General features: G+C 73.9%; 11 protein-coding genes. 7 read left to right on the forward strand and 4 right to left on the reverse strand.

The genetic code is table 11. The features are described from left to right. Positions 1 to 30 precede the first annotated feature (30 nt). Positions 31 to 1,269 (reverse strand): serine/threonine-protein kinase, encoded by a 1,239-nt coding sequence (locus MRBLMG1_RS17220; protein WP_367824896.1) that lies wholly within the window; start codon positions 1,267 to 1,269, stop codon positions 31 to 33. A gap of 106 nt (positions 1,270 to 1,375) precedes the next feature. Then, positions 1,376 to 3,109: a serine/threonine-protein kinase gene (locus tag MRBLMG1_RS17225; RefSeq protein WP_367824897.1), complete on the reverse strand. Its 1,734-nt coding sequence runs from the start codon at positions 3,107 to 3,109 to the stop codon at positions 1,376 to 1,378. A 498-nt stretch (positions 3,110 to 3,607) separates the two neighbouring features. Here MRBLMG1_RS17225 and MRBLMG1_RS17230 point away from each other — a divergent pair, with 498 nt between their 5' ends. The 4 genes from MRBLMG1_RS17230 to MRBLMG1_RS17245 all read left to right on the forward strand — a co-directional run bounded on the left by MRBLMG1_RS17230 (position 3,608) and on the right by MRBLMG1_RS17245 (position 11,102). Continuing rightward, positions 3,608 to 7,450 carry an FHA domain-containing protein gene (locus MRBLMG1_RS17230; protein ID WP_367824898.1) on the forward strand — a complete coding sequence of 1,281 codons (3,843 nt, stop codon included), beginning with the start codon at positions 3,608 to 3,610 and terminating at the stop codon, positions 7,448 to 7,450. A 123-nt stretch (positions 7,451 to 7,573) separates the two neighbouring features. Then, positions 7,574 to 8,938, forward strand: coding sequence for an ABC transporter substrate-binding protein (locus tag MRBLMG1_RS17235; RefSeq protein ID WP_367824899.1), 1,365 nt, complete (start codon positions 7,574 to 7,576; stop codon positions 8,936 to 8,938). 8 nt (positions 8,939 to 8,946) lie between these two features. Beyond that, on the forward strand, positions 8,947 to 10,254 hold the full coding sequence (locus MRBLMG1_RS17240) for a carbohydrate ABC transporter permease (protein WP_367824900.1): 1,308 nt from the start codon (positions 8,947 to 8,949) through the stop codon (positions 10,252 to 10,254). Continuing rightward, positions 10,251 to 11,102 (forward strand): carbohydrate ABC transporter permease, encoded by an 852-nt coding sequence (locus MRBLMG1_RS17245; RefSeq protein ID WP_367824901.1) that lies wholly within the window; start codon positions 10,251 to 10,253, stop codon positions 11,100 to 11,102. The genes MRBLMG1_RS17240 and MRBLMG1_RS17245 overlap by 4 nt, the downstream gene beginning before the upstream one ends. An 81-nt stretch (positions 11,103 to 11,183) precedes the next feature. On the opposite strand, the gene MRBLMG1_RS17250 is transcribed toward MRBLMG1_RS17245, so the two are convergent. Further along, the gene (locus tag MRBLMG1_RS17250; protein WP_367824902.1) at positions 11,184 to 11,783 is read right to left on the reverse strand and encodes a TetR/AcrR family transcriptional regulator; all 600 of its coding nucleotides are present in this window, start codon (positions 11,781 to 11,783) and stop codon (positions 11,184 to 11,186) included. A 293-nt stretch (positions 11,784 to 12,076) separates the two neighbouring features. On the opposite strand from MRBLMG1_RS17250, the gene MRBLMG1_RS17255 reads away from it, so the two are divergent. The 3 genes from MRBLMG1_RS17255 to MRBLMG1_RS17265 are packed head-to-tail and all read left to right on the forward strand — an operon-like array spanning position 12,077 to position 15,136. After that, positions 12,077 to 12,985, forward strand: a complete 909-nt coding sequence (locus tag MRBLMG1_RS17255; protein WP_367824903.1) for an ABC transporter permease — start codon at positions 12,077 to 12,079, stop codon at positions 12,983 to 12,985. Continuing rightward, positions 12,978 to 13,775: an ABC transporter ATP-binding protein gene (locus MRBLMG1_RS17260; protein ID WP_367824904.1), complete on the forward strand. Its 798-nt coding sequence runs from the start codon at positions 12,978 to 12,980 to the stop codon at positions 13,773 to 13,775. Before MRBLMG1_RS17255 ends, MRBLMG1_RS17260 begins: the two co-directional genes overlap by 8 nt. 26 nt (positions 13,776 to 13,801) lie before the next feature. Further along, a complete protein-coding gene (locus tag MRBLMG1_RS17265) occupies positions 13,802 to 15,136 on the forward strand; it encodes a glycosyltransferase 87 family protein (protein ID WP_367824905.1) in 1,335 nt (444 codons plus the stop codon). A 68-nt stretch (positions 15,137 to 15,204) separates the two neighbouring features. Here the strand turns inward: MRBLMG1_RS17265 and MRBLMG1_RS17270 are convergent, their stop codons facing one another. Next, positions 15,205 to 20,172, reverse strand: coding sequence for an NAD-glutamate dehydrogenase (locus MRBLMG1_RS17270; RefSeq protein ID WP_367824906.1), 4,968 nt, complete (start codon positions 20,170 to 20,172; stop codon positions 15,205 to 15,207). Between the last annotated feature and the right edge of the window lie 408 nt (positions 20,173 to 20,580).

Raw genomic sequence — 20,580 nt, forward strand, 5'->3', positions numbered from 1 at the left:
AGCGTAACGGCTCCGGGCCTGGAGCCGAACCTACGGCTGGGAGGACTGCTTGGAGTCCTGGGGCGGGGCGTCCCCCTCGCCGGAGGCCGCGAGGTAGCCGCCGGCGCCGAGCGCGCCCGCGACCACGACCGCCGCGACGGCGAGGGTGAGGCGTCTCTTGCGGACGGCGCCCGCCTTGTGCCGGGCCGATCCGGGGCGGGGGGCGCCCGCCGGGCGCGGGGCGCGGGCGGTGCCGAGGGGGCCGCCGGAGAGCTCGTCGGGGGCGGGCACCCGCATGGAGGTGTGGGTGTCGCGGTTGGAGTCCGCGGAGGCGCCGGGGACGAGCGGGACGGCGGCGCGGCGCGGCGCGGGTTCGCCGCTGCCCGATCCGGTGGCGTACGCGTCCTCCTCGTACGGCTCCGGGGCGGGCTCCGCGTCCGGCTCGTCCACGTCGAGCGGCGGGATGCCCTTGAGCAGCGGCAGGACGTCCTTGAGGCGGGCGGCGAGCTCGGAGGCGCGCAGCCGGGAGGCCGGGGCCTTCGCGAGGCACTGCACGATCAGCTGCCACAGCTCCTCGGGGATGCCGGGGAGCGGGACGACGGTCTCGGTGACGTGGCGGCGCAGCACGGCGCCGGGGTGGCCGCCGCCGAACGGGGTGAAGCCCGCGAGCAGCTCGTACAGGACGGTCGCGAGGGCGTAGATGTCGACGGCGGCGCGGGGCGGGAGGCCCTCGACGATCTCGGGGGCGAGGTAGTCGGGGGTGCCGATGATCCGGGTGGCCTTGGTGCGGCCGGGGGTGTCGATCAGCTTGGCGACGCCGAAGTCGGTGAGGAGGGCGGGGTGGGCGCCGCCGGGCCCGAGCGGGCCCTCCATGTCGAGGAGGATGTTCTCGGGCTTGACGTCCCGGTGGACGACCCCGGCGGCGTGCGCGGCGGCGAGGGCCTCGGCGACGTCGGTGATGATCGCGACGGCCGCCTCGGGGGCGAGGCGCCGCTCGCGGTCGAGGCGGGTGCGCAGGTCGGTGCCGCGGACCAGGTCCATGACGAGGGCGAGGTCGTTGCCGTCGACGACGAGGTCGCGGACCTTGACCACCCGGGGGTGGTCGAGACCGAGGAGCGCGGTCCGCTCCTGGACGAAGCGGCCGACGAGCTCCTGGTCGGAGGCCAGGTCCTCGCGCAGCAGTTTGACGGCGACGGGCCCTTCGGGCCCCTCGCCGAGCCACACCGTTCCGGCGCTGCCCCGCCCGAGGATCTGGTGGGTGGTGTAGCGGCTGCCGATGTTCCGTGCCAAGACTGCTCCCTCAGCGGCTGCGGTTGTGCCCAAGCTACTTGTCCGCGGCCGCCGGTCGTCACCTCCGAGGGGAAATCACCCCTCGGAAGTCGATAAATCGGCAGTATTACTGCCCCGTACCGCCGGTAGCACCGGAGGAACCGCCGCTGTCGAGCAGGCTGGAGAACCAGTCGGACACCGACGAGATGCCGTCGCCGATCGCCTCCCAGTAGCCCTTGCCCTCGGCGATCCAGCCCTGGAGCGGGGTGAGCTCCCAGACGAGCCAGCCGGCCACGAAGAAGAGGACGATCATGACCAGGCAGCCCTTGAGGCAGCCGAGGCCCGGGATCCGCACCGGGTTGGCGCTGCGCTGGCGCGGCGGTCGCGGTTCGCGCGGCGCCGGGGCCTGGGGCGGCGGCTGCGGCGGCTGGTACTGCTGCTGCGGCGGCGCGGCGTACTGCTGCGGCGGCGGCGCGTACTGCTGCGGCTGACGCTGGGGCTGGTGCTGCGGGGGGTACGGCTGGGGCGCCGGCCGCTGCGGGGCCGGGCGCTGCTGACCGTACTGCTGCTGGTGCTGCTGGCCGTACGGGCCGGGGTGCCGGTCCTGCGGCTGCTGCTGCTGCGGCTGCGGGCGCTGCGGGCGCCGGCGCAGCGGGTCCTCGCTCGGGTCCAGGTACTGCACCTGGGTCTGCTCGTTGCGGTCGCGGACCTGGCGCATCTGGCTCTGCCAGGGGTGCGGCTCCTCGGGCTGCGCGCCCTGCGGCGGCTGCGGCGGCACGGGGGGCATGACGGCCGTCGGGTCGGCGGCGCCCGGGCCGCCGGTCGGCAGCACGCTGGTCGCGCCGGCGGGGTCGTACTGCGGCGGCATCCCGGCGCCGGTCGGCAGCACCTGGGTGGGGTCGGCCGCGCCCGGGGCCTGCCCGCCCGGGGTCTCCGGGACCGGCGCGGGGGCCGGGTCGGGGGCGAGGAGCGCGCCGACGCCTTCCGCGGCCTCGATCTGGGCCGGGGTGGCGTGCACGCCGATGCCGGCGGCGACGGCGCGCAGGCCGCGGGCCAGGTTCTCGGCGCTCGGCCGGCGGTCCGGGTCCTTGCTGAGGCAGCGCTCGATGACCGTCCACAGGGGGTCGGGCACCGTCGAGGGGCGGCGCGGCTCCTCGCTGAGGTGCCGGTGGAGGACCTCCAGGGCGGTGCCGCCCGCGAACGGGGGCCGGCCGGTGACCAGCTCGTAGAGCAGGATGCCCGCGCCGTAGATGTCGACGGCGGAGGTCTGCGGACGGCCCTCGGCGGACTCGGGCGCCACGTACGCGGGCGTGCCGACGAACTCGTGGGTGCGGGTGAGGCCCGGGGAGTCCGCGAGGCGCGCGATGCCGAAGTCGGTGAGCATCGGGTGCATCTGGCCGCCCTGCTCGGCGAGCAGCACGTTGGCCGGCTTGAGGTCGCGGTGGACGACGCCGTCGGCGTGGCTGGCGGCGAGCGCGTCGGCGATCTGGGCCGTCAGGAGGGAGGCGGCGACCGGGGTGAGCGGGCCGTTCTCCCTGATGTACCGGTGCAGGTCGGGGCCCTCGACGAGGTCCATGACGAGGGCGAGGACATCGCCCTCGACGACCAGGTCGCGGGTGCGCACGATGTTCGGGTGGGTGAGCCGGAGCAGGACGGACCGCTCGCGCAGGAAGCGCATCACGATGTCCGCGTCGTTGGCCAGCTCCTCCTTGAGGACCTTGATCGCCACGGTCTCGCCGGGCTGGCCGGCGACGGCCGCCTCGGCGCCCGCCGCCTCCCGCTGGCGGGCTCGCCAGACGGTGCCCGTGGCGCCGCGGCCGAGCGGCTCCTCGAGCAGGTACTTGCTGCCGATAGGCCGCACGTCACGTGCTCCCTGCTGATCGTGGTCCTGGGGTGGTCCCGTGATGTCCCCGGGGCCCCTGTCTCAGTTGTGACCCGTCCGGGTGTCCGACCCACTTTAGTGCCGCCGAACGGGTCACAGGCCGGTCGTCCACAGCCGGATTCCGATGCCGTGTCCGACGGCGTGTCCGCGCTCCGCCGGGGGCCTCGCGAGCTCCCGGACCGAGCGGAACTTGTCCGGAAGAAGACGCTCCACGGAGCGCGACGGTTGCCGCGCATGCCCCGAAGGCATGCCCAACCAGGCGATTTCGCGTCCGCGGCCGATCATTCAAGATCACTTATGACCGACCCGGGGGTGTGTTGTCGGTGGCAGGTGCGAGGATGCCTCCAGCACGTCGCATCGGGGTCGGGAGCCCCGCGCCGTGCCGACCTGTACCGGACGACGCGTCCGTGCCAGGTGGGGGGACTCACAGGGCGGTTCCCCTGCCGGCATCTCGCGCAGAAGGGACCGCTGACGGCGATGCAGATCCGGCTGACCGTCCTCGCGCCGTACGCCGGCCACGGCGCCGGGCGCGCCTGCGACGTGCTCGTCACGGCCCCCGCGGGGACGGCGCTCGCCGCCGTCGCCTCCGGCCTGGCAGCGGCCGTCACGGGCCCCGACACCTCGGCCTCGGGCACCACCGTGCTCTACGCGGGCGCGGAGCGGCTCGACACCCGCCGCTGCGTCCTCGGCGAGCCGCCCCTGGTCGACGGCGCCGTCCTCTCCCTCCAGCTCCCCGGCCCGGACGACCGGCTCGGCGAGGCCGCCTCCGCCCGGCTCCACGTGGTCGCGGGACCGGACGCGGGCGGGGTGCACCTGCTGCACGGCGGAGCGATCAGGATCGGTCGTTCCGCCGACGCCGACGTGCCCCTGGACGACCCCGACGTCTCCCGCGCGCACTGCACCGTGACCGTCGGGGACAACGGCCGGGTCACCGTCTCCGACCTGGGCTCGACCAACGGCACGACCCTCGACGGCGCCCCCGTCGGCGACCGCCCCGTCCGGCTCCGCCCGGGCTCCCTGCTGCGGCTCGGCGAGTCCGCCCTCCGGCTGACCGGCCCCGGCGACGCCCTCGACGGCACGGACAGGGTGGCGACGGCCCCGGACGGCGAGGGCCACCTGCGCGTGGCGCACGGCGCGGAGGGACCGGCCGCCGCCGGTACGGGACCTGCCGCCGGCACCGGCACCGTCCCCGGCCGCCCCGCGGACGCCACCACCCGCGACACGACCCACGGCGGCGCGCGCGGCATCGCGTTCGGCGACGCCGTCGACGCCCTCGGCGAGCCGTACCCGTACGACGACCGGTACGCGAACCCCGCCGACCGGTACCCCGAGCCGTACGGCACCGACCGCTCCCCCGGCCACGCCCGCGCGGGAGAGCCCGCCGACGGCGGCGAGGCGCACGGCAGGACCCGGCAGACCCGCGGAGAGACCTCTCAGTCCGGCTCCGGCCGGGCGGCCGGCAAGCGCGGGCTCGGCGCCTGGGCCCGGCGCCTGACGGGCGGGCGCGAGGAGCTCCCGGCCGCCGAGGCCGCCCCCGGCCCCGTCCCCGACACGCACGCCGGCACCCGGTCCGCCGCCCCGCGCGAGGGCGCCCCCGGTCCCGTGCCGCTGGCCGACACCTGGCCCGACCCCGCGACCGTCCTGCTCACCGCCCTCGGCCCCGGCCCCCGGCTCTGGGAGCGGGAGGCCGACCACCCGGAGGCCCTGGTGGTCCGGCTCGGCACGACGGACCGGGCCGAGCTGTCCGGCGTGCCCGTCACCGTCGGGCTGCGCGAGGCCGGTTCGCTCGGCCTCGCGGGGCCCGCCGACCGGCTCGCCGGCCTCGCCCGCTCGGTCGTCGCCCAGCTCGCCGCCCTGCACTCGCCCTCCGACCTGGAGATCGTGCTGATCAGCGCCGACCGGAACCGCTCCCTGGAGGAGCGGCGCCGGGCCTGGGGCTGGCTCGGCTGGCTTCCGCACGTCCGCCCGGCCCACGGCCAGGACTGCCGGCTGCTCCTGGCGTACGACCGCGAGCAGGCCCAGGCCCGTACGGCGGAGCTGACCCGGCGGCTGGACGACGGCCCGCTCGGCCCCGGCTGGCCGAGCGCCGACCGGGCGTCCGTCGCCGAGGCCGCCGCCCGCCACGAGGGCCCGGCGACGGTCGTGATCGTGGACGGCGACCCCGGTTCGGCGGCGCTGCGCGAGACGGTGGCGCGGCTCGCGGGCGCGGGCGCGGCGGCCGGCATCCACCTCCTGTGCCTCGCCGAGGCTCCGTCGGCCACCCCGGACTCGCCGGTGGCCGCCACGTACGAGGCCGCGTGCGCCGCGTCCCTCGCCTTCCGCGAGTGCGGGGCGGCGGCGCTGCTGAGCGGTGACGTGGCGACGGCGCTGCGGCTGCTGCGCACCGCCGGCGGCCGGGTCGCGGGCCACGGCACCGTGGGCGTGGTCGACGCGGTGTCCGTCGCCTGGGCCGACCGGTTCGGGCGGGCCCTCGCCCCGCTGCGCACGGAGACGGCCGCGGCGCCGTACGGCCGTGCGGCCGCGCTGCCCCCGTCGGCCCGCCTCCTCGACGAGCTCGGACTCGCCCGGGCCACCCCCGCCTCCCTGATGGCCCGCTGGGCCTCCGCCGGCGACGGGACGGCCGTCCTGGGCGCCGGGCCGCGCGGCCCGCTGGCCGTGGACCTCACCCAGGAGGGCCCGCACCTCCTGATCGAGGGCCCCGCGGGCAGCGGGCGCACGGAGCTGCTCCGCTCGATCGCCGCGTCCCTCGCGGCGGGCGGCCGCCCCGACCGGCTCGGCCTGCTCCTCGTGGACGGGGCGGGCGGCGAGCGCGGCGAGGGCCTCGCCGCCTGTACGGAGCTGCCGCACGTCACCGAGCACCTGGTCGCCTCGGACCCGGTCCGGATGCGGGAGTTCGCGCAGGCGCTCGGCGCCGAGCTGAAGCGCCGGGCGGAGCTCCTGGGCGACGTCCACTTCGCCGACCGCCGCGGCGGGCGCGCCGCGGCGACCGCCGACCGCCTGATCGGCCAGCGCTCCCCCAGCGCGGCCGAGTCGCTGCCCCGGCAAGGCGCCCGCGCGACCGTCCGCGTCCCCGACACGGGCGATCTGACGGACCGCCCGAGCGGGCGCACCCTGCGCACCGGGGACGGCACGATCGGCGCCCTGCCCACCGGCCGCGGCCCGCGACCGCACGACGGGGCCCTGACCGACCACCCGAGCGGCCGCTCCCCGTACCCGGGCGCGGACGACCTCGGCCACCGCCCCCGCGGCCGCACCCTGCGCACCGGCGACGGGGAGGCGTTCCTCGCCGACACGCCCAGCGGGCGGCTGCCCCGGCGCGACGGCGGCCCCTCCCTCGACGACCGCCCCAGCAGCCGCACCCTCCGCACGGGCGACGGCGACCTGACCGACCACGACAGCGGACGCGTCTCCCGCACCGGCGGCGCGGGCGACCTCACCGGCCGGAGCAGTGGCCGCGTCCCGTACCCGGGCGCGGACGACGTGACCGGAAGGGCGAGCGGGCGCGTCCCGTATCCCGGCGCGGACGACGTGACCGGAAGGGCGAGCGGCCGCGTCCCGTATCCCGGCGCCGGCGACGTCTCCGGCCGGGCGAGCGGGCGCGTCCCGCATCCGGGTGCCGAGGACGTGACGGGCAGGGCCGGTGGCCGGGTCCCGTACCCCGGTGCGGACGACCTGGCCGGCCGGGCGAGCGGCCGGTCGCCGTATCCGGGGGCCGAGGAGGCCGCGGGGCGCATTCCGCGGCCGGCGGCGGGCGAGCAGGCTCCGGCGCGAGCGGCGGGCGCCGGGTATCTGCCGCGCCTGGTGGTGCTGGTCGACGACTTCGACGCGCTGGTGGCCCCGGCGCTCGGCGCTCCGGGCAGACCGGCGGCGGGGTCCGTCGTGCGGGCCCTGGAGGCGGTCGCGCGGAGCGGGGAGCGGCTGGGGGTCCACCTCGTGGCGACCTCGGCGCGCCCGGACCGTACGGCCGACACGGAGCTGGCCCACGGGGCCCGGCTGCGGATCGTGCTCGACGCGCCGCCGGTGGCCCCGGGTCCGGACGTCCCGGCGGCCGGACGGGGCCGTCTCGGCCATCCGGACGGCCGGGTGACCCCGTTCCAGGCGGGCCGCGTCACCGGTCGGATCCCCCGGACGGCGACGCTCCGCCCGACGGTCGTGCCGCTGGAGTGGGAGCGGATGGGCGACCCGCCGACCCGTCGCCCGGTCCGTGAGCTGGGCAACGGCCCGACGGACCTGGCCCTGCTCGCGAGTGCCCTCGACCGGGCGGCCCGGTCGGTCGAGGCGACTCCCGTATCGCCGCTGACCCCCGCGACCCACGGCTGACGTCACGTCACGAGGCGGCAACGATCGCCCACTTGACACGGAAGGCGGTATTGCGGGGCTCCGTCGCCCGGCGTAGACCTGTCGGCACGGGACAGTGACGCGCACGGGAGAGACGGGGCAGCGATGCGTACAACTCTTCGTCCACGCAAGGCCGCAGTGACCATGACGGCGTTCACGGCGCTCACCGCGCTGGCCCTCGCGGCCTGCGGCGGGGGCGGTGACGCCGACAAGAAGAAGCCGGGGCCGACGGCCGGCGGCGAACTGCCGCTCAAGGGCGAGCGGATCGAGGTCGCGGCGGTCTGGACGGGACCCGAGCAGGAGAACTTCACCAAGGTCTTAAGGGAGTTCGAGAAGCGCACGGGCGCGAAGGTCACGTTCGTGCCCGCCCAGGACCCGATCGTGAACTTCCTCGGCACGAAGATCGCCGGTGGCTCGCCGCCCGACGTGGCGATGCTCCCGCAGGTGGGCGCCATCCAGCAGGCCGCGGCCCAGAAGTGGCTCAAGCCGGTCGGCCCCGAGACCGAGGCCGCCCTGGCCGCGAACTACTCGCGCGGCTGGCAGGAGCTCGGCGCCGTGGACGGCACCCAGTACGGGGTGTACTTCAAGGCCGCCAACAAGTCCCTGGTCTGGTACAACACCGCCGTCTTCGAGAACGCCGGCGCGGCCGAGCCGAAGACCTGGAAGGACTTCCTCGCCACCGCCGAGACGATCTCGGCCTCCGGCGTCACCCCGGTCTCGGTCGGCGGCGCGGACGGCTGGACCCTCACCGACTGGTTCGAGAACATCTACCTCTCCCAGGCGGGCCCGGCCAAGTACGACCAGTTGGCGAAGCACACCCTCAAGTGGACGGACCCGTCCGTCGCCGCGGCCCTGACCACGCTCGGGGAGCTGTTCGGCAAGCCGGCGCTGATCGCCGGCGGGACGAACGGCGCGCTCCAGACGGAGTACCCGGTCTCGGTCACCCAGACGTTCACCGGCGGCGACCAGCCCAAGGGGGCGATGGTCTTCGAGGGCGACTTCGCCGCCGTCAACATCGCCCAGACGCAGGCGAAGATCGGCACGGACGCGAAGGTCTTCCCGTTCCCCGCCGTCGGCTCCGGCGCCGCCCCCGTGGTGACGGCCGGCGACGCGGCCGTGGCCCTGAAGGACACCAAGGGCGCGCAGGCGCTGCTCGCGTTCCTCGCCTCCCCGGACGCGGCGAAGATCTGGGCGGCGGAGGGCGGCTTCCTCTCCCCCAACAAGAACCTGGACCCGGCCGCGTACCCGAACGACGTCCAGCGCGAGATCGCGAAGGCGCTCATCGGCGCCGGCGACGACTTCCGCTTCGACATGTCGGACCAGATGCCGCAGTCGTTCGGCGGTACTCCCGGCAAGGGCGAGTGGAAGGCGCTGCAGGACTTCCTGAAGAACCCGAAGGACGTCGCCGGGGCCCAGGCGCGGCTGGAGGCGGACGCCGCCAAGGCGTACCGGACCGCCGCGAAGAGCTGAGGCCCGGCATGCCGAAGGCCGTTCGCGCACGGCAGCGGGCGGTGGCGGCGGGGTTCCTGCTCCCCGCCCTGCTGCTGCTCGGCGCGCTGGTCGTCTACCCGATCGGGTACTCGGTCCGGCGCTCGCTCTTCGACCGCGCCGGCACGTCGTTCGCCGGCCTGGACAACTACGTGGCACTCGTCACGGACGACTCGCTCCGCACGGCCGTCCGCAACAACCTGATCTGGCTGGTCGTCGCGCCCGTCGTCGCGACGGCGCTCGGCCTGGTCTTCGCGGTGCTCACCGAACGCGTCCGCTGGGGCACGGCGTTCAAGCTGGTCGTCTTCATGCCGATGGCGATCTCGATGCTCGCCGCCGGGATCATCTTCCGGCTCGTCTACGAGCAGGACCCGGACCGCGGGATCGCCAACGCGGTCTGGGTCGGGGTCCACGACACGTTCGCCGAGGCGTCCGGCTTCCCGCGCGCCCGGCCGCTGCCCGTGCACCCGCTGAAGGCGGCGGGCGGCGGCGCGTTCGTCGCCGAGGAGCCGGTCCGCGCCGGGCAGCCCGTACGGCTGCCGCTGATCGGGGTGGCCCCGGGGCAGATGCCGGAGGAGGCCCGTCCGGCGCGCGAGCCGACCGCGTCGGCGGGCGGTCCCGGTCGGATCTCCGGGACGGCGTGGCTGGACTTCACCCGGGGCGGCGGCGGGCGGCCGAACACGGTCGACCCAGCCGAACTCGGCCTGGCGGGGCTGCGGATCGAGGCGGTACGGGAGGGCAGGGTGGTCGCCACGGCCACGGCGGCGGCCGACGGCACCTTCACGCTGCCCGCCGACCGCGCCGACGGGGCCGTACTGCGGCTGCCGGCGAGCAACTTCCGCGAGCAGTACGACGGCGTGGAGTGGCTGGGTCCCTCGCTCGTCACGCCCGCCGTCATCGGGGCGTACGTGTGGATGTGGGCCGGGTTCGCGATGGTGCTGATCGGGGCCGGGCTCGCGGCCGTGCCGCGCGAGCTGCTCGAAGCGGCGCGGGTGGACGGGGCGAACGAGTGGCAGGTGTTCCGGCGGATCACGGTGCCGCTCCTGGCGCCGGTCCTCGCGGTCGTCCTCGTCACGCTGATGATCAACGTGCTGAAGATCTTCGACCTGGTCTTCGTCATCGCGCCGGGCTCGGCCCAGGACGACGCGAACGTGCTGGCGCTCCAGCTGTACCGCTCGTCGTTCGGCACGGACGCGGACCTCGGGGTGGGCTCGGCGATCTCGGTCGTCCTGCTGCTGCTCGTGGTGCCGGTGATGGCGGTCAACATCCGCCGCATGCGAAGGGAGACCCGCCGATGACGTCGCTCGCCTCCCGGGCCGCCGCCAAGGCGGCCTCCGGCGCGGTCCGGGTCTTCCTCGTCCTGGCCGCTCTGTTCTGGCTGCTGCCCACGGTCGGGCTGCTGGTCTCGTCGCTGCGCACACCCGCGGACATCGCGGCGGACGGCTGGTGGCGGGTGTTCACGGCCCCGGCCCGGCTGACCACGGAGAACTACGCGCACCTGCTGGCGAACGAGACGATCACCGGCTCACTCGTCTCCACCGTCCTGATCACCGTTCCGGCGACGCTCCTCGTCCTCGTCCTCGGCTCCTTCGCCGGGTACGCGTTCGCGTGGCTGGAGTTCCCCGGCCGGGACTGGTGGTTCCTGGGGGTGGTCGCCCTGCTCGTGGTCCCGGTGCAGGTCGCCCTCATCCCGGTGTCGAAGCTGTTCGGGGCGGTCGGGCTCTTCGAGACGACGCTCGGGGTCGTCCTCTTCCACACGGCCTTCGGCCTGCCGTTCGCGATCTTCCTGCTGCGGAACTTCTTCGCGGAGATCCCGCGCGAGCTCCTGGAGGCGGCGCGGCTCGACGGGGCGGGCGAGATACGGCTCTTCACCCAGGTGGTGCTGCCGCTGGGCGGTCCGGCCATCGCCTCGCTGGGGATCTTCCAGTTCCTCTGGGTCTGGAACGACATGCTGATCGCGCTGATCTTCGCGGACTCGCAGTCGCCCCCGATCACGGTGGCGCTCCAGCAGCAGGTCCGGCAGTTCGGCAACAACGTGGACGTGCTCGCGCCGGGCGCGTTCGTGTCGATGGTGGTGCCGCTGCTGGTGTTCTTCGCGTTCCAGCGCCAGTTCGCGTCGGGGGTGATGGCGGGCGCGGTGAAGTAGCCGCCGAGCGGGCGTCCCGTCGGTCGCGAGCCGCGCCCGACGGGCCCCGACACGCCCTACGCGCTGCGGCTGCCCTGCGCGCTACGCCCGGAGGGCCGCCACCGCCGCCCGCGCGAGGTCGTCCGCGTACCCCGGCGGCAGGGGCGTGCGGACGACGACGAGCCGCCAGTAGAGCGGGCCGACGATCAGGTCGAGGGCGCGGGCGGGGTCGGCGCCCTCGGGCAGTTCACCGCGGGCGACGGCCTCGCGGACGATCCGGGTGACCACGCCCTGCTGGCCGTCGAGCAGCGTGGACTTCACGGTCTCGGCGATCTCGGGGTGCCGGGCGGCCTCGACGAGCAGGTCGGGGATGACCTGCGAGGCGACCGGGTGGCGCAGCGCGTGCGAGGCCACTTCGAGGAGCGCGCGCACGTCGCCGTGGAGGGAGCCGGTGTCGGGCGCCGGCAGGCCCTGGGCTGCGAAGGCCCCGACGAGGTCGAGGACGAGGGCGAGCTTCGACTTCCAGCGCCGGTAGACGGCGGTCTTGCCGACGCCCGCGCGCCGCGCGATGCCCTCGATGGACATCCGGGCGAACCCGACGGTCGCGAGCTCCTCGAAGACGGCGGCGCGGATGGCCTCGGTCACGTCCTCGCGGAGTACGGCGGCTCCGGCGGGGGCGCGACGGGGGGTCGGATCGGTCATGACGGCATCCTAACCAACGGCCACGTTACGACGATACGGTTGCGTTCCGACGTCGAAGCGCCCTACCCTCCCCGTAGCGACGATACGACCCCGTCCCGTCGTCACCACCGACCGGAAGCGCCCCCGTCGTCACCGGAAGCCCCCGTCGTCACCACCGACCGCAAGCGCCCCGTCGTCACCACCGACCGGAAGCCCCCCCCCGGAAGCGGCCCCGCACGACACGCCACCGGACATACCCGCCCGCACCTCCCCGCACCGGAAGCGCCCCGCCCCCTCGCCGAAAGCGCCCGCCCGTGACCACGACCCTCGCACCGCCCCGGCCGCAGGCCCCCGAGGAGGACCTGCGCGCACTCGCCCTCCGCCACGGCCTCACCGTGAGCGGGGCCCGCCCCTCGCTGCCCGCCTACGTCCGGCAGCTCTGGTCCCGCCGCGACTTCATCACCGCGTTCGCGACCGCCCGCCTGACCGCCCAGTACAGCCAGGCCCGCCTCGGCCAGGTCTGGCAGGTGATGACCCCGCTGCTCAACGCGGCCGTGTACTACGCGATCTTCGGCGTCCTGATGAACGCCAAGCACGGCGTCCCGGACTACGTGCCCTTCCTGATCACCGGCATCTTCGTGTGGACCTTCACCTCCGACACGGTCATGGCCGGCACCCGGGCGATCAGCGGCAACCTGGGACTGGTCCGCGCCCTGCACTTCCCGCGCGCGAGCCTGCCGATCTCGCTCGCCCTCCAGCAGCTCCAGCAGCTGCTGCTGTCGCTCGCCGCGCTGGTCGTGATCCTGTTCTCGTTCGGCGAGTTCCCCACCTGGAGCTGGCTGCTCGCCGTCCCGGCGCTCGCCTGCCAGGCCCTGTTCAACACGGGCGTGGCGCTCGCCCTGGCCCGACTCGCCGCCCGCACCCCGGACATCAGCCAGCTGATGCCGTTCGTGCTCCGCACCTGGATGTACGCGTCGGGCGCGATGTGGTCGATCCAGAACCTGGCGAGCGGCGGACGCTTCCCGCACGGCGTGGTGCTGGCCCTCCAGTGCAACCCGGCGGCCGTCTACATCGACCTCATGCGCTTCGCCCTGATCAGGAGCTACACCGCGGCGCAGCTGCCGCCGCACGTCTGGGCGCTCGCCGCCGGCTGGGCCCTGCTCGCGTTCGGCGGCGGTTTCCTCTGGTTCTGGAAGGCGGAGGAGACGTACGGCCGTGGCTGACACCGAGCGGACCCCCACCGTCGTGGCCGACGGCGTCCACATCACCTACACCGTCGGCGGAGGCGCGGGCGGCCGGGGCAATGCCACCGCCGCTCTCGGCCGGATGCTGCGACGCGGCCGTACGGCTCCGGTCGGACGCCGGGTCCACGCCGTCCGCGGGGTCGACTTCGTCGCGTACCGGGGCGAGGCAATTGGCCTGATCGGTTCGAACGGAAGTGGGAAATCGACCCTCCTGAAGGCCATCGCGGGCCTCCAGCCCGTCGACGAGGGCAGGATCCACACCCACGGCCGGCCCTCCCTCCTCGGTGTCAACGCGGCCCTGATGGGCGATCTGACGGGCGAGCGGAACGTGGTCCTGGGCGGCCTCGCGATGGGCATGAGCCGCGCCGAGGTGCGCGAACGCTACGACGACATCGTGGACTTCTCCGGGATCAACGAGAAGGACGACGCGATCTCCCGCCCCATGCGGACGTACTCCTCCGGGATGGGCGCCCGGCTGCGCTTCTCCATCGCCGCCGCGAGGAGCCACGACGTGCTGCTGATCGACGAGGCCCTGTCGACGGGCGACGCGCGCTTCCGGCGCCGCAGTCAGCGGCGGATCGACGAACTGCGGGCGGAGGCCGGGACCGTCTTCCTGGTCAGCCACGCGCACTCCACCATCACGGAGACCTGCGAGCGGGCCCTGTGGCTCGAGGCGGGCACCCTGCGGATGGACGGCCCGGCGAAGGAGGTGGTGGCGGCCTACGAGGAGTTCACGGCCACACCGGACGCGAAGACGGCGAACAATTAAGACATTACGGTCTAAAGTGCGGTGGGATGACGAACGATCACCCGCAGTCGCCGCCCCGGTCCGGAGTCGAGTCCCCCACCACGCCCCGGCCCGGGAGCGACCCTCCCGCCCTGACCCGGTCGCCCTTCGACTCGGACACCTTCACGTCCGCCACCTTCGTCACCGTCGGCCGCGGCCCCTACCTCGCCCTCGCCGCCGTCTGGCTCCTCACCCGGGCCGGCATGCTCCTGCTGCTGCACCGCGACGACCTCGGCATCGGCGGGGTGGGCCGCGAGGTCGCCCTCTACCGGCACTGGTACGGGCAGTTCGCCCAAGGCACCTTCCCGCCCGGCGACGTCACCTGGCAGTACCCGCCCGGCGCGGGGCTCGTCATCATGTCGCCGGGCATCCTCCCGTGGCTCACGTACTTCCAGGCGTTCGTCGCCCTCACCCTGCTCGCCGACGCGGTCGTCACCCTCGCCCTCGGCCGCGCGGACAGCGCGCGCCTCACCCACGGCGCCTGGATCTGGGTCTGCGGCCTCCCGCTCCTCCTCCACCTGCCGCTCGCCCGGTACGACGTCCAGACCACCGCCCTCGCCGTCCTCGCGCTCCTCGCCCTGGGCGCCCGCTCCACCGCCGCCCACCAGCTCGGCGGGGCGCTCGCCGGGATCGGCGCGATGGTGAAGGTCTGGCCGGCGCTCGCCCTGATCGGCACCCCCCGGGGCCGTACCACCCGGGAGGCCTGGACCGCGGCCGTCGTCACCGCCCTCGCGCTCCTCGCCACCCTCGCGCTGTTCTTCTCCGAGTCCCTGGGCTTCCTGCGCCAGCAGGGCGACCGGGGCATCCAGATCGAGTCCCTCGGCGGCACGGCCCTCGCGCTGGCCCGGGCGACCGGCGTCTGGCCGGGCGGTGTCGAGTTCCGCTACGGCGCCTTCGAATACGTCGGCCCGTACGTCTCCAGCCTCGGCCACGTCGCCCTGCTGCTCACCGTCGCCGCCTTCGGCTGGCTGCTCCTCTGGCGCGTCCGGGCCCACCGCTGGACCCCGGCCACCCCGCTCGACGCGGCCTTCGCCGCCGTCCTGCTCTTCACCGTCACCAGCCGGGTGATCAGCCCCCAGTACATGATCTGGCTGATCGGACTCGCCGCCGTCTGCCTGACCTCCCGCCACACGGTGATGCGCCCGGTGGCCCTGCTGCTCCTGCCGGCCGCAGCGCTGAGCTCGCTCGCGTACCCCGTGCTCTACCTCGACGTCGTCGCCGGCACCGCCACCGGGCTCACGGTCATGGTCCTCCGCAACGGCCTCCTCCTCGCGGCGGCCCTGCTCGCCGCCCGCCGCCTGTGGACCTCGACGGTCGCCGGACCTCCCGAGCAGGCCGCCTGAGCCTGTCCGGGGACACGGGGAAGGGCCCCGCCGGAACACCGGCGGGGCCCTTCCCTGTGGTCACACCACTAGCTGTGCGTACGGAGCAGCGTGCGCATCGTCCGCATCGCGACCGACAGGTTCGCCAGGTCGAAGGTGTCCGAGCCCTGGATCTCCTCCAGGGTCGTCCGCGCGCGGCCCAGGATCGCCGCGTTCTTCTCCTCCCAGGCCTTGAACCGCTCCTCGGGGCTCGTGGTGCCGTTGCCCACGGTCAGGACGTCCGCGGTCAGCGCCGCGTGCGCCGCGAAGAGGTCCTCGCGGATCGAGGCGCGGGCCATCGACTGCCACCGGTCGGCGCGCGGCAGCTCGATGATCCGGTCCATCAGGTCGGTGATCCGCAGCCGGTCCGCCAGGTCGTAGTAGACCTCGGCGACCGCCAGCGGCTCCTTGCCCATCCGGTCCGCGATGGCGACGACGTCGAGGATCGGGAAGGCCGACGAGAAGCCGGCGACCCGCAGCGCGAGCTCCTCCGGCACGCCGAACCCGGTCAGCTCCTCCAGGATCGACTGGTACCACTCCAGGTCCGAGCCGCGCAGCAGCTGCGGCAGCTGCGCCCAGACCTCCTCGACGCGCTCACCGAAGAACTCGATGGTCTCGCCGATCTGGAGCGGCTGCGGCCGGTTGTTGAGCAGCCAGCGCGTGCCGCGTTCGACGAGCCGGCGGGAGTGCAGCCGCATCTGGGTCTGCACCTCGGCCGGCACCTGGTTGTCCAGGCCCTCGACGGCGTCCCAGACCTGGCCGAGCCGGAAGACGGAGCGGGCTGCGGTCTGCGCCCGGACGATCTCCTCGATCGACGCGCCGCTCTCCTCGCGGAGGCGGTGCAGGAAGGTCGAGCCACCGGTGTTGACGGTGTCGTTGACCAGGACGGTGGTGATGATCTCGCGGCGCAGCGCGTGGTTGTCCACGGCCTCGCTGAACTTCTCGCGCAGCAGCGTCGGGAAGTACGCGTGGAGCAGCCCGCGCAGGTACGGGTCGTCCGGGAGCTCCGTGCCGATCAGCTCGTCGGCCACCGTGATCTTGGTGTACGCGAGGAGGACGGCGAGCTCCGGCTGGCTCAGGCCGCGGGCGTTGTTGAGCAGGTCGCGGACCTGCCGGTCGCTGGGCAGGAACTCCAGGGAGCGGTCGAGGCTGCCGTCGCGGCCCAGGCGGCGCATGAACCGCTGGTGGGCGTGGAGCAGCGACGGCGACTGGGCGACGGCGTTGGCGAGGGCGGTGTTCTGCGCGTAGTTGTTGCGCAGGACGAGCGCGCCGACCTCGTCGGTCATCTCCGCGAGGATCTTGTTGCGCTGCTTGACGGTCATGTCGCCCTCGGCGACGAGCCCGTTGAGCAGGATCTTGATGTTGACCTCGTGGTCGGAGGTGTCGACGCCGGCGCTGTTGTCGATCGCGTCGGTGTTGACCTTGCCGCCCTGGCCCTCGGGGCCGCCGGTGCGGGCGAACTCGATGCGGCCGAGCTGGGTCGCGCCGAGGTTGCCGCCCTCGCCGATGACCTGGGCGCGGACGTTCTGGCCGTCGACGCGGATGGCGTCGTTGGCCTTGTCGCCGACGTCGGCGTTGGACTCGGCCGACGACTTCACGTACGTGCCGATGCCGCCGTTCCACAGCAGGTCGACCGGGGCGTGGAGGACGGCCTTCATCAGCTCGGCCGGAGTCATCTTGGTGACCCCGTCCTCGATCCCGAGGGCGGCCCTGACCTGCGCGTTGACCGGGATGGACTTGGCGCTGCGGGGGTGGATGCCACCGCCCGCGGAGAGCAGCGACGGGTCGTAGTCGGCCCAGGACGAGCGGGGCAGCTCGAAGAGGCGGCGGCGCTCGGCGTACGAGACGGCCGCGTCCGGGTTCGGGTCGATGAAGATGTGCCGGTGGTCGAACGCGGCGACGAGCCGGATGTGCTCGCTCAGCAGCATGCCGTTGCCGAAGACGTCGCCGGACATGTCGCCGACGCCGACGACCGTGAAGTCCTCGGTCTGGGTGTCGTGGCCCAGCTCGCGGAAGTGGCGCTTGACGGACTCCCAGGCACCGCGGGCGGTGATGCCCATGCCCTTGTGGTCGTAGCCGGCCGAGCCGCCGGAGGCGAAGGCGTCGCCGAGCCAGAAGCCGTAGTCCTCGGCCACCCCGTTGGCGATGTCGGAGAAGGTCGCGGTGCCCTTGTCGGCGGCGACGACCAGGTAGGTGTCGTCCTCGTCGTGGCGGACCACGTCGGCCGGCGGCACGACCTCGCCCGCGACCAGGTTGTCGGTGATGTCGAGCAGCGCCGAGATGAACGTCTTGTACGAGGCGATGCCCTCGGCCAGCCAGGCGTCGCGGTCCACGGACGGGTCCGGGAGCTGCTTGGCGACGAAGCCGCCCTTGGCGCCGACGGGCACGATGACGGTGTTCTTCACCATCTGCGCCTTGACCAGGCCGAGGATCTCCGTACGGAAGTCCTCACGGCGGTCGGACCAGCGCAGACCGCCTCGGGCGACCTTGCCGAAGCGCAGGTGGACGCCCTCGACGCGGGGCGAGTACACCCAGATCTCGAAGGCGGGGCGCGGGGCGGGCAGGTCGGGGATGACCTGCGGGTCGAACTTCATCGACACGTAGGCGTGCGGGGCGCCGTCGACCGACTTCTGGAAGAAGTTGGTCCGCAGCGTGGCCTTGATGACGGTGAGGAAGGAGCGCAGGATGCGGTCCTCGTCCAGGCTCGCGACCTGGTCGAGGGCGCCGTCCAGCTCCTCCAGGATGCCGTCGATCAGCTCCGTCCCGGCGCGCTGGCGCTCCGGGGCCATCCGGGCCTCGAAGAGGGAGACGAGCAGCCGGGTGGTGTGGACGTTGTTGCGGAGGGTGTCCTCCATGTAGTCCTGGCTGAACGTCGCACCGGCCTGGCGCAGGTACTTGGCGTAGGCGCGCAGCACCATCGCCTCGCGCCAGGTCAGCCCGGCGGAGAGGACGAGCGAGTTGAAGTTGTCGTTCTCGGCCTGGCCGGTCCAGGTGGCGGCGAAGGCCTCCTGGAAGCGCTCGCGGGCGTCGTCGCCGACGTAGTCGCCGCCGTTGCCGGTCGGGGCGGGCATCCGCAGACCGAAGTCGTAGATCCAGGCGTGCGTGCGGTCGGCGCAGCGCAGCTCGTACGGGCGCTCGTCGGTGACCTCGACGCCGAGCCGGTTGAGGACCGGGAGGACGGCGGAGAGGGAGATCGGGTCGCCGGTCTTGTAGACCTTGAAGCGGCGCTCGCCGGGGCCCGCGACGACCGGCTCGTAGAGGGAGAGCGCGAAGTCCTTGCCGCTGCCGGCGAGGGCCTCCAGGTGGACCAGGTCGGCGACGGCCGCGCGCGGCGAGTGGTCGGCCTTGTAGCCGTCGGGGAAGGCGTTGCCGTAGCGGCGCAGCAGCTCGGCGGCACGCTCCTCGCCGCACTCGGCGTTCAGCGCCTCGCCGAAGCCGTCGGCCCAGGAGCGGGTGGCCTCGACGAGCCGGGTCTCGATGCGGTCGACGTCGGCGTCGGTGAGCTTGGCCAGCTCGGTGCCCGGCTTCACACGGACGACGAAGTGCAGCCGGGAGAGGATCGACTCGGTGTTCCAGGCGGTGAAGTCGACGCTGGTGCCGTCGAGCTCCTCCTTCAGGATGTCGATGATCCGCAGCCGGACGCGGGTCGTGTAGCGGTCGCGCGGCAGGTAGACGAGGGCCGAGTAGTAGCGGCCGTACTCGTCCTGGCGCAGGTAGAGCCGCAGTCGGCGGCGCTCCTGGAGGTACAGCACGCTGGTGACGATGGACTGGAGCTGGTCGACCGGGGTCTGGAACAGCTCGTCGCGCGGGTAGGTCTCCAGGATCTGGAGCAGGTCGCGGCCGTCGTGGCTGTTCGGCGAGAAGCCGGCGCCCGCGAGGACCTCCTGGACCTTGCGCTTGACGACCGGGACCCGGCGGACGGACTCGGTGTACGCGGCGGACGAGAACAGGCCGAGGAAGCGGCGCTCGCCGATGACGTTGCCGTCGGCGTCGAACTTCTTCACACCGACGTAGTCGAGGTACGAGGGGCGGTGCACGGTCGCCCGGCTGTTGGCCTTCGTCAGGATCAGCAGCTTGTGCTCGCGCGCCTTGGCGCGGGCGTCGGCGGGCAGCCGGCTGAAGGAGGGCGAGACGGGGTGGGCGTGGTGGCCCTGGTCGTCGGCGCCGTGCTGCGGGTCGGAGCGCAGGATGCCGAGGCCGGTGCCGGGTACGGCGGTCAGGGCGTCGCCGTTGACGAGCTCGTACTCGCGGTAGCCGAGGAAGGTGAAGTGGTCGTCGGCGAGCCAGCGCAGCAGCTCGCGGGCCTCCTCCACCTCGGTCGGCCGCAGGTCGGAGGCGGTGGGCTCGGCGGGGAGGCCGTCGGCGATGCGCAGCGCGGCGTCGCGCATCTTGTCCCAGTCCTCGACCGTCTCGCGGACGTCGGACAGGACGCGCAGCAGGTCGGTGGTGATCTGCTTGAGGTCGGCGCGGTCGGTCTCGCGGTCGATCTCGACGTGGATCCACGACTCGGTGATCGCGTCGTGCGGCAGCTCGCCGATGATCTGGGCCGACAGGACCTCGATGAGCCGGCCGGTGACGTCACGGCGGACGAGGACCTGCGGGTGGATCACGACGTGGATGCCACGGCCCTGTCGGGACAGCTCGTTGGTCACCGAGTCGACGAGGAAGGGCATGTCGTCGGTGACGACCTCGACGACGGAGTGGCTGCTCGTCCAGCCGTTCTCCTCCACCGTCGGGGTGTGGACGCGCACGTTCGCGGTGCCCTGCGGGCGGTTCTCCGCGAGCCGGTAGTGAGAGAGCGCGGCACCGAACACGTCGACCGGGTCCCGGTCGGTGAGGTCCTCGGGCGCGGTGTGCAGGTAGTAGCGCTGGAGGTAGTCGAGCACCGTGTCCCGGTCGGGGCGCTTCCCCGCACCCTCCGGGCCCGTCGGAAGTCGCCCCCCGACCGGGCTGTGCTCAGCTACCCGGGCGGCCCTCTCGAGCAGCTCGGCCTTTGCTTCGTCCAGCTTGGTCTGCATGTCCTCTGACTCCTGTCGCGCGCCGTTGCGTGACGTCGGTGGAAGAAAGGGCACAACGCCACGACGCGGTGATTCCGGTCGAAGACGACGGTATGCCCGGATGAGAGATGCCCGGATCGTTATCGGCCACGGAACGCGGCACGTCCGGACGGGAGGGATCGGCGAACGCACGGTCGACCCGGCCGCTGTCGCGGACCGGGCGGCAGCCGGGGGCTTCGCTGCCCCCACGGCGTATCGCGCTGATCACGGCAAAAGCCTATCGCCCTCGCCCCCGGAACCGTCATGAGCCGTATGCGTACAAAAGAGCGGGCGAAGTTTGACGTTATGGACAGCGACACGTGTCCTCTAGGCAAACCGGCCCGTCAGGGGCACCGTGTGCGCAAGCATGGGCACAGCACGACAGACCGA

Source organism: Streptomyces sp. LMG1-1-1.1 (genome assembly GCF_040815545.1).
Lineage (GTDB): Bacteria > Actinomycetota > Actinomycetes > Streptomycetales > Streptomycetaceae > Streptomyces.

What these genes read in the sequence shown, in the direction of transcription:
- MRBLMG1_RS17235 (WP_367824899.1), top strand. Translation starts at nt 7,574, where the DNA reads ATGCGTACAACTCTTCGTCCACGCAAGGCCGCAGTGACCATGACGGCG.
- MRBLMG1_RS17250 (WP_367824902.1), bottom strand. Translation starts at nt 11,783, where the DNA reads ATGACCGATCCGACCCCCCGTCGCGCCCCCGCCGGAGCCGCCGTACTC.
- MRBLMG1_RS17265 (WP_367824905.1), top strand. Translation starts at nt 13,802, where the DNA reads ATGACGAACGATCACCCGCAGTCGCCGCCCCGGTCCGGAGTCGAGTCC.
- MRBLMG1_RS17245 (WP_367824901.1), top strand. Translation starts at nt 10,251, where the DNA reads ATGACGTCGCTCGCCTCCCGGGCCGCCGCCAAGGCGGCCTCCGGCGCG.
- MRBLMG1_RS17270 (WP_367824906.1), bottom strand. Translation starts at nt 20,172, where the DNA reads ATGCAGACCAAGCTGGACGAAGCAAAGGCCGAGCTGCTCGAGAGGGCC.
- MRBLMG1_RS17240 (WP_367824900.1), top strand. Translation starts at nt 8,947, where the DNA reads ATGCCGAAGGCCGTTCGCGCACGGCAGCGGGCGGTGGCGGCGGGGTTC.
- MRBLMG1_RS17230 (WP_367824898.1), top strand. Translation starts at nt 3,608, where the DNA reads ATGCAGATCCGGCTGACCGTCCTCGCGCCGTACGCCGGCCACGGCGCC.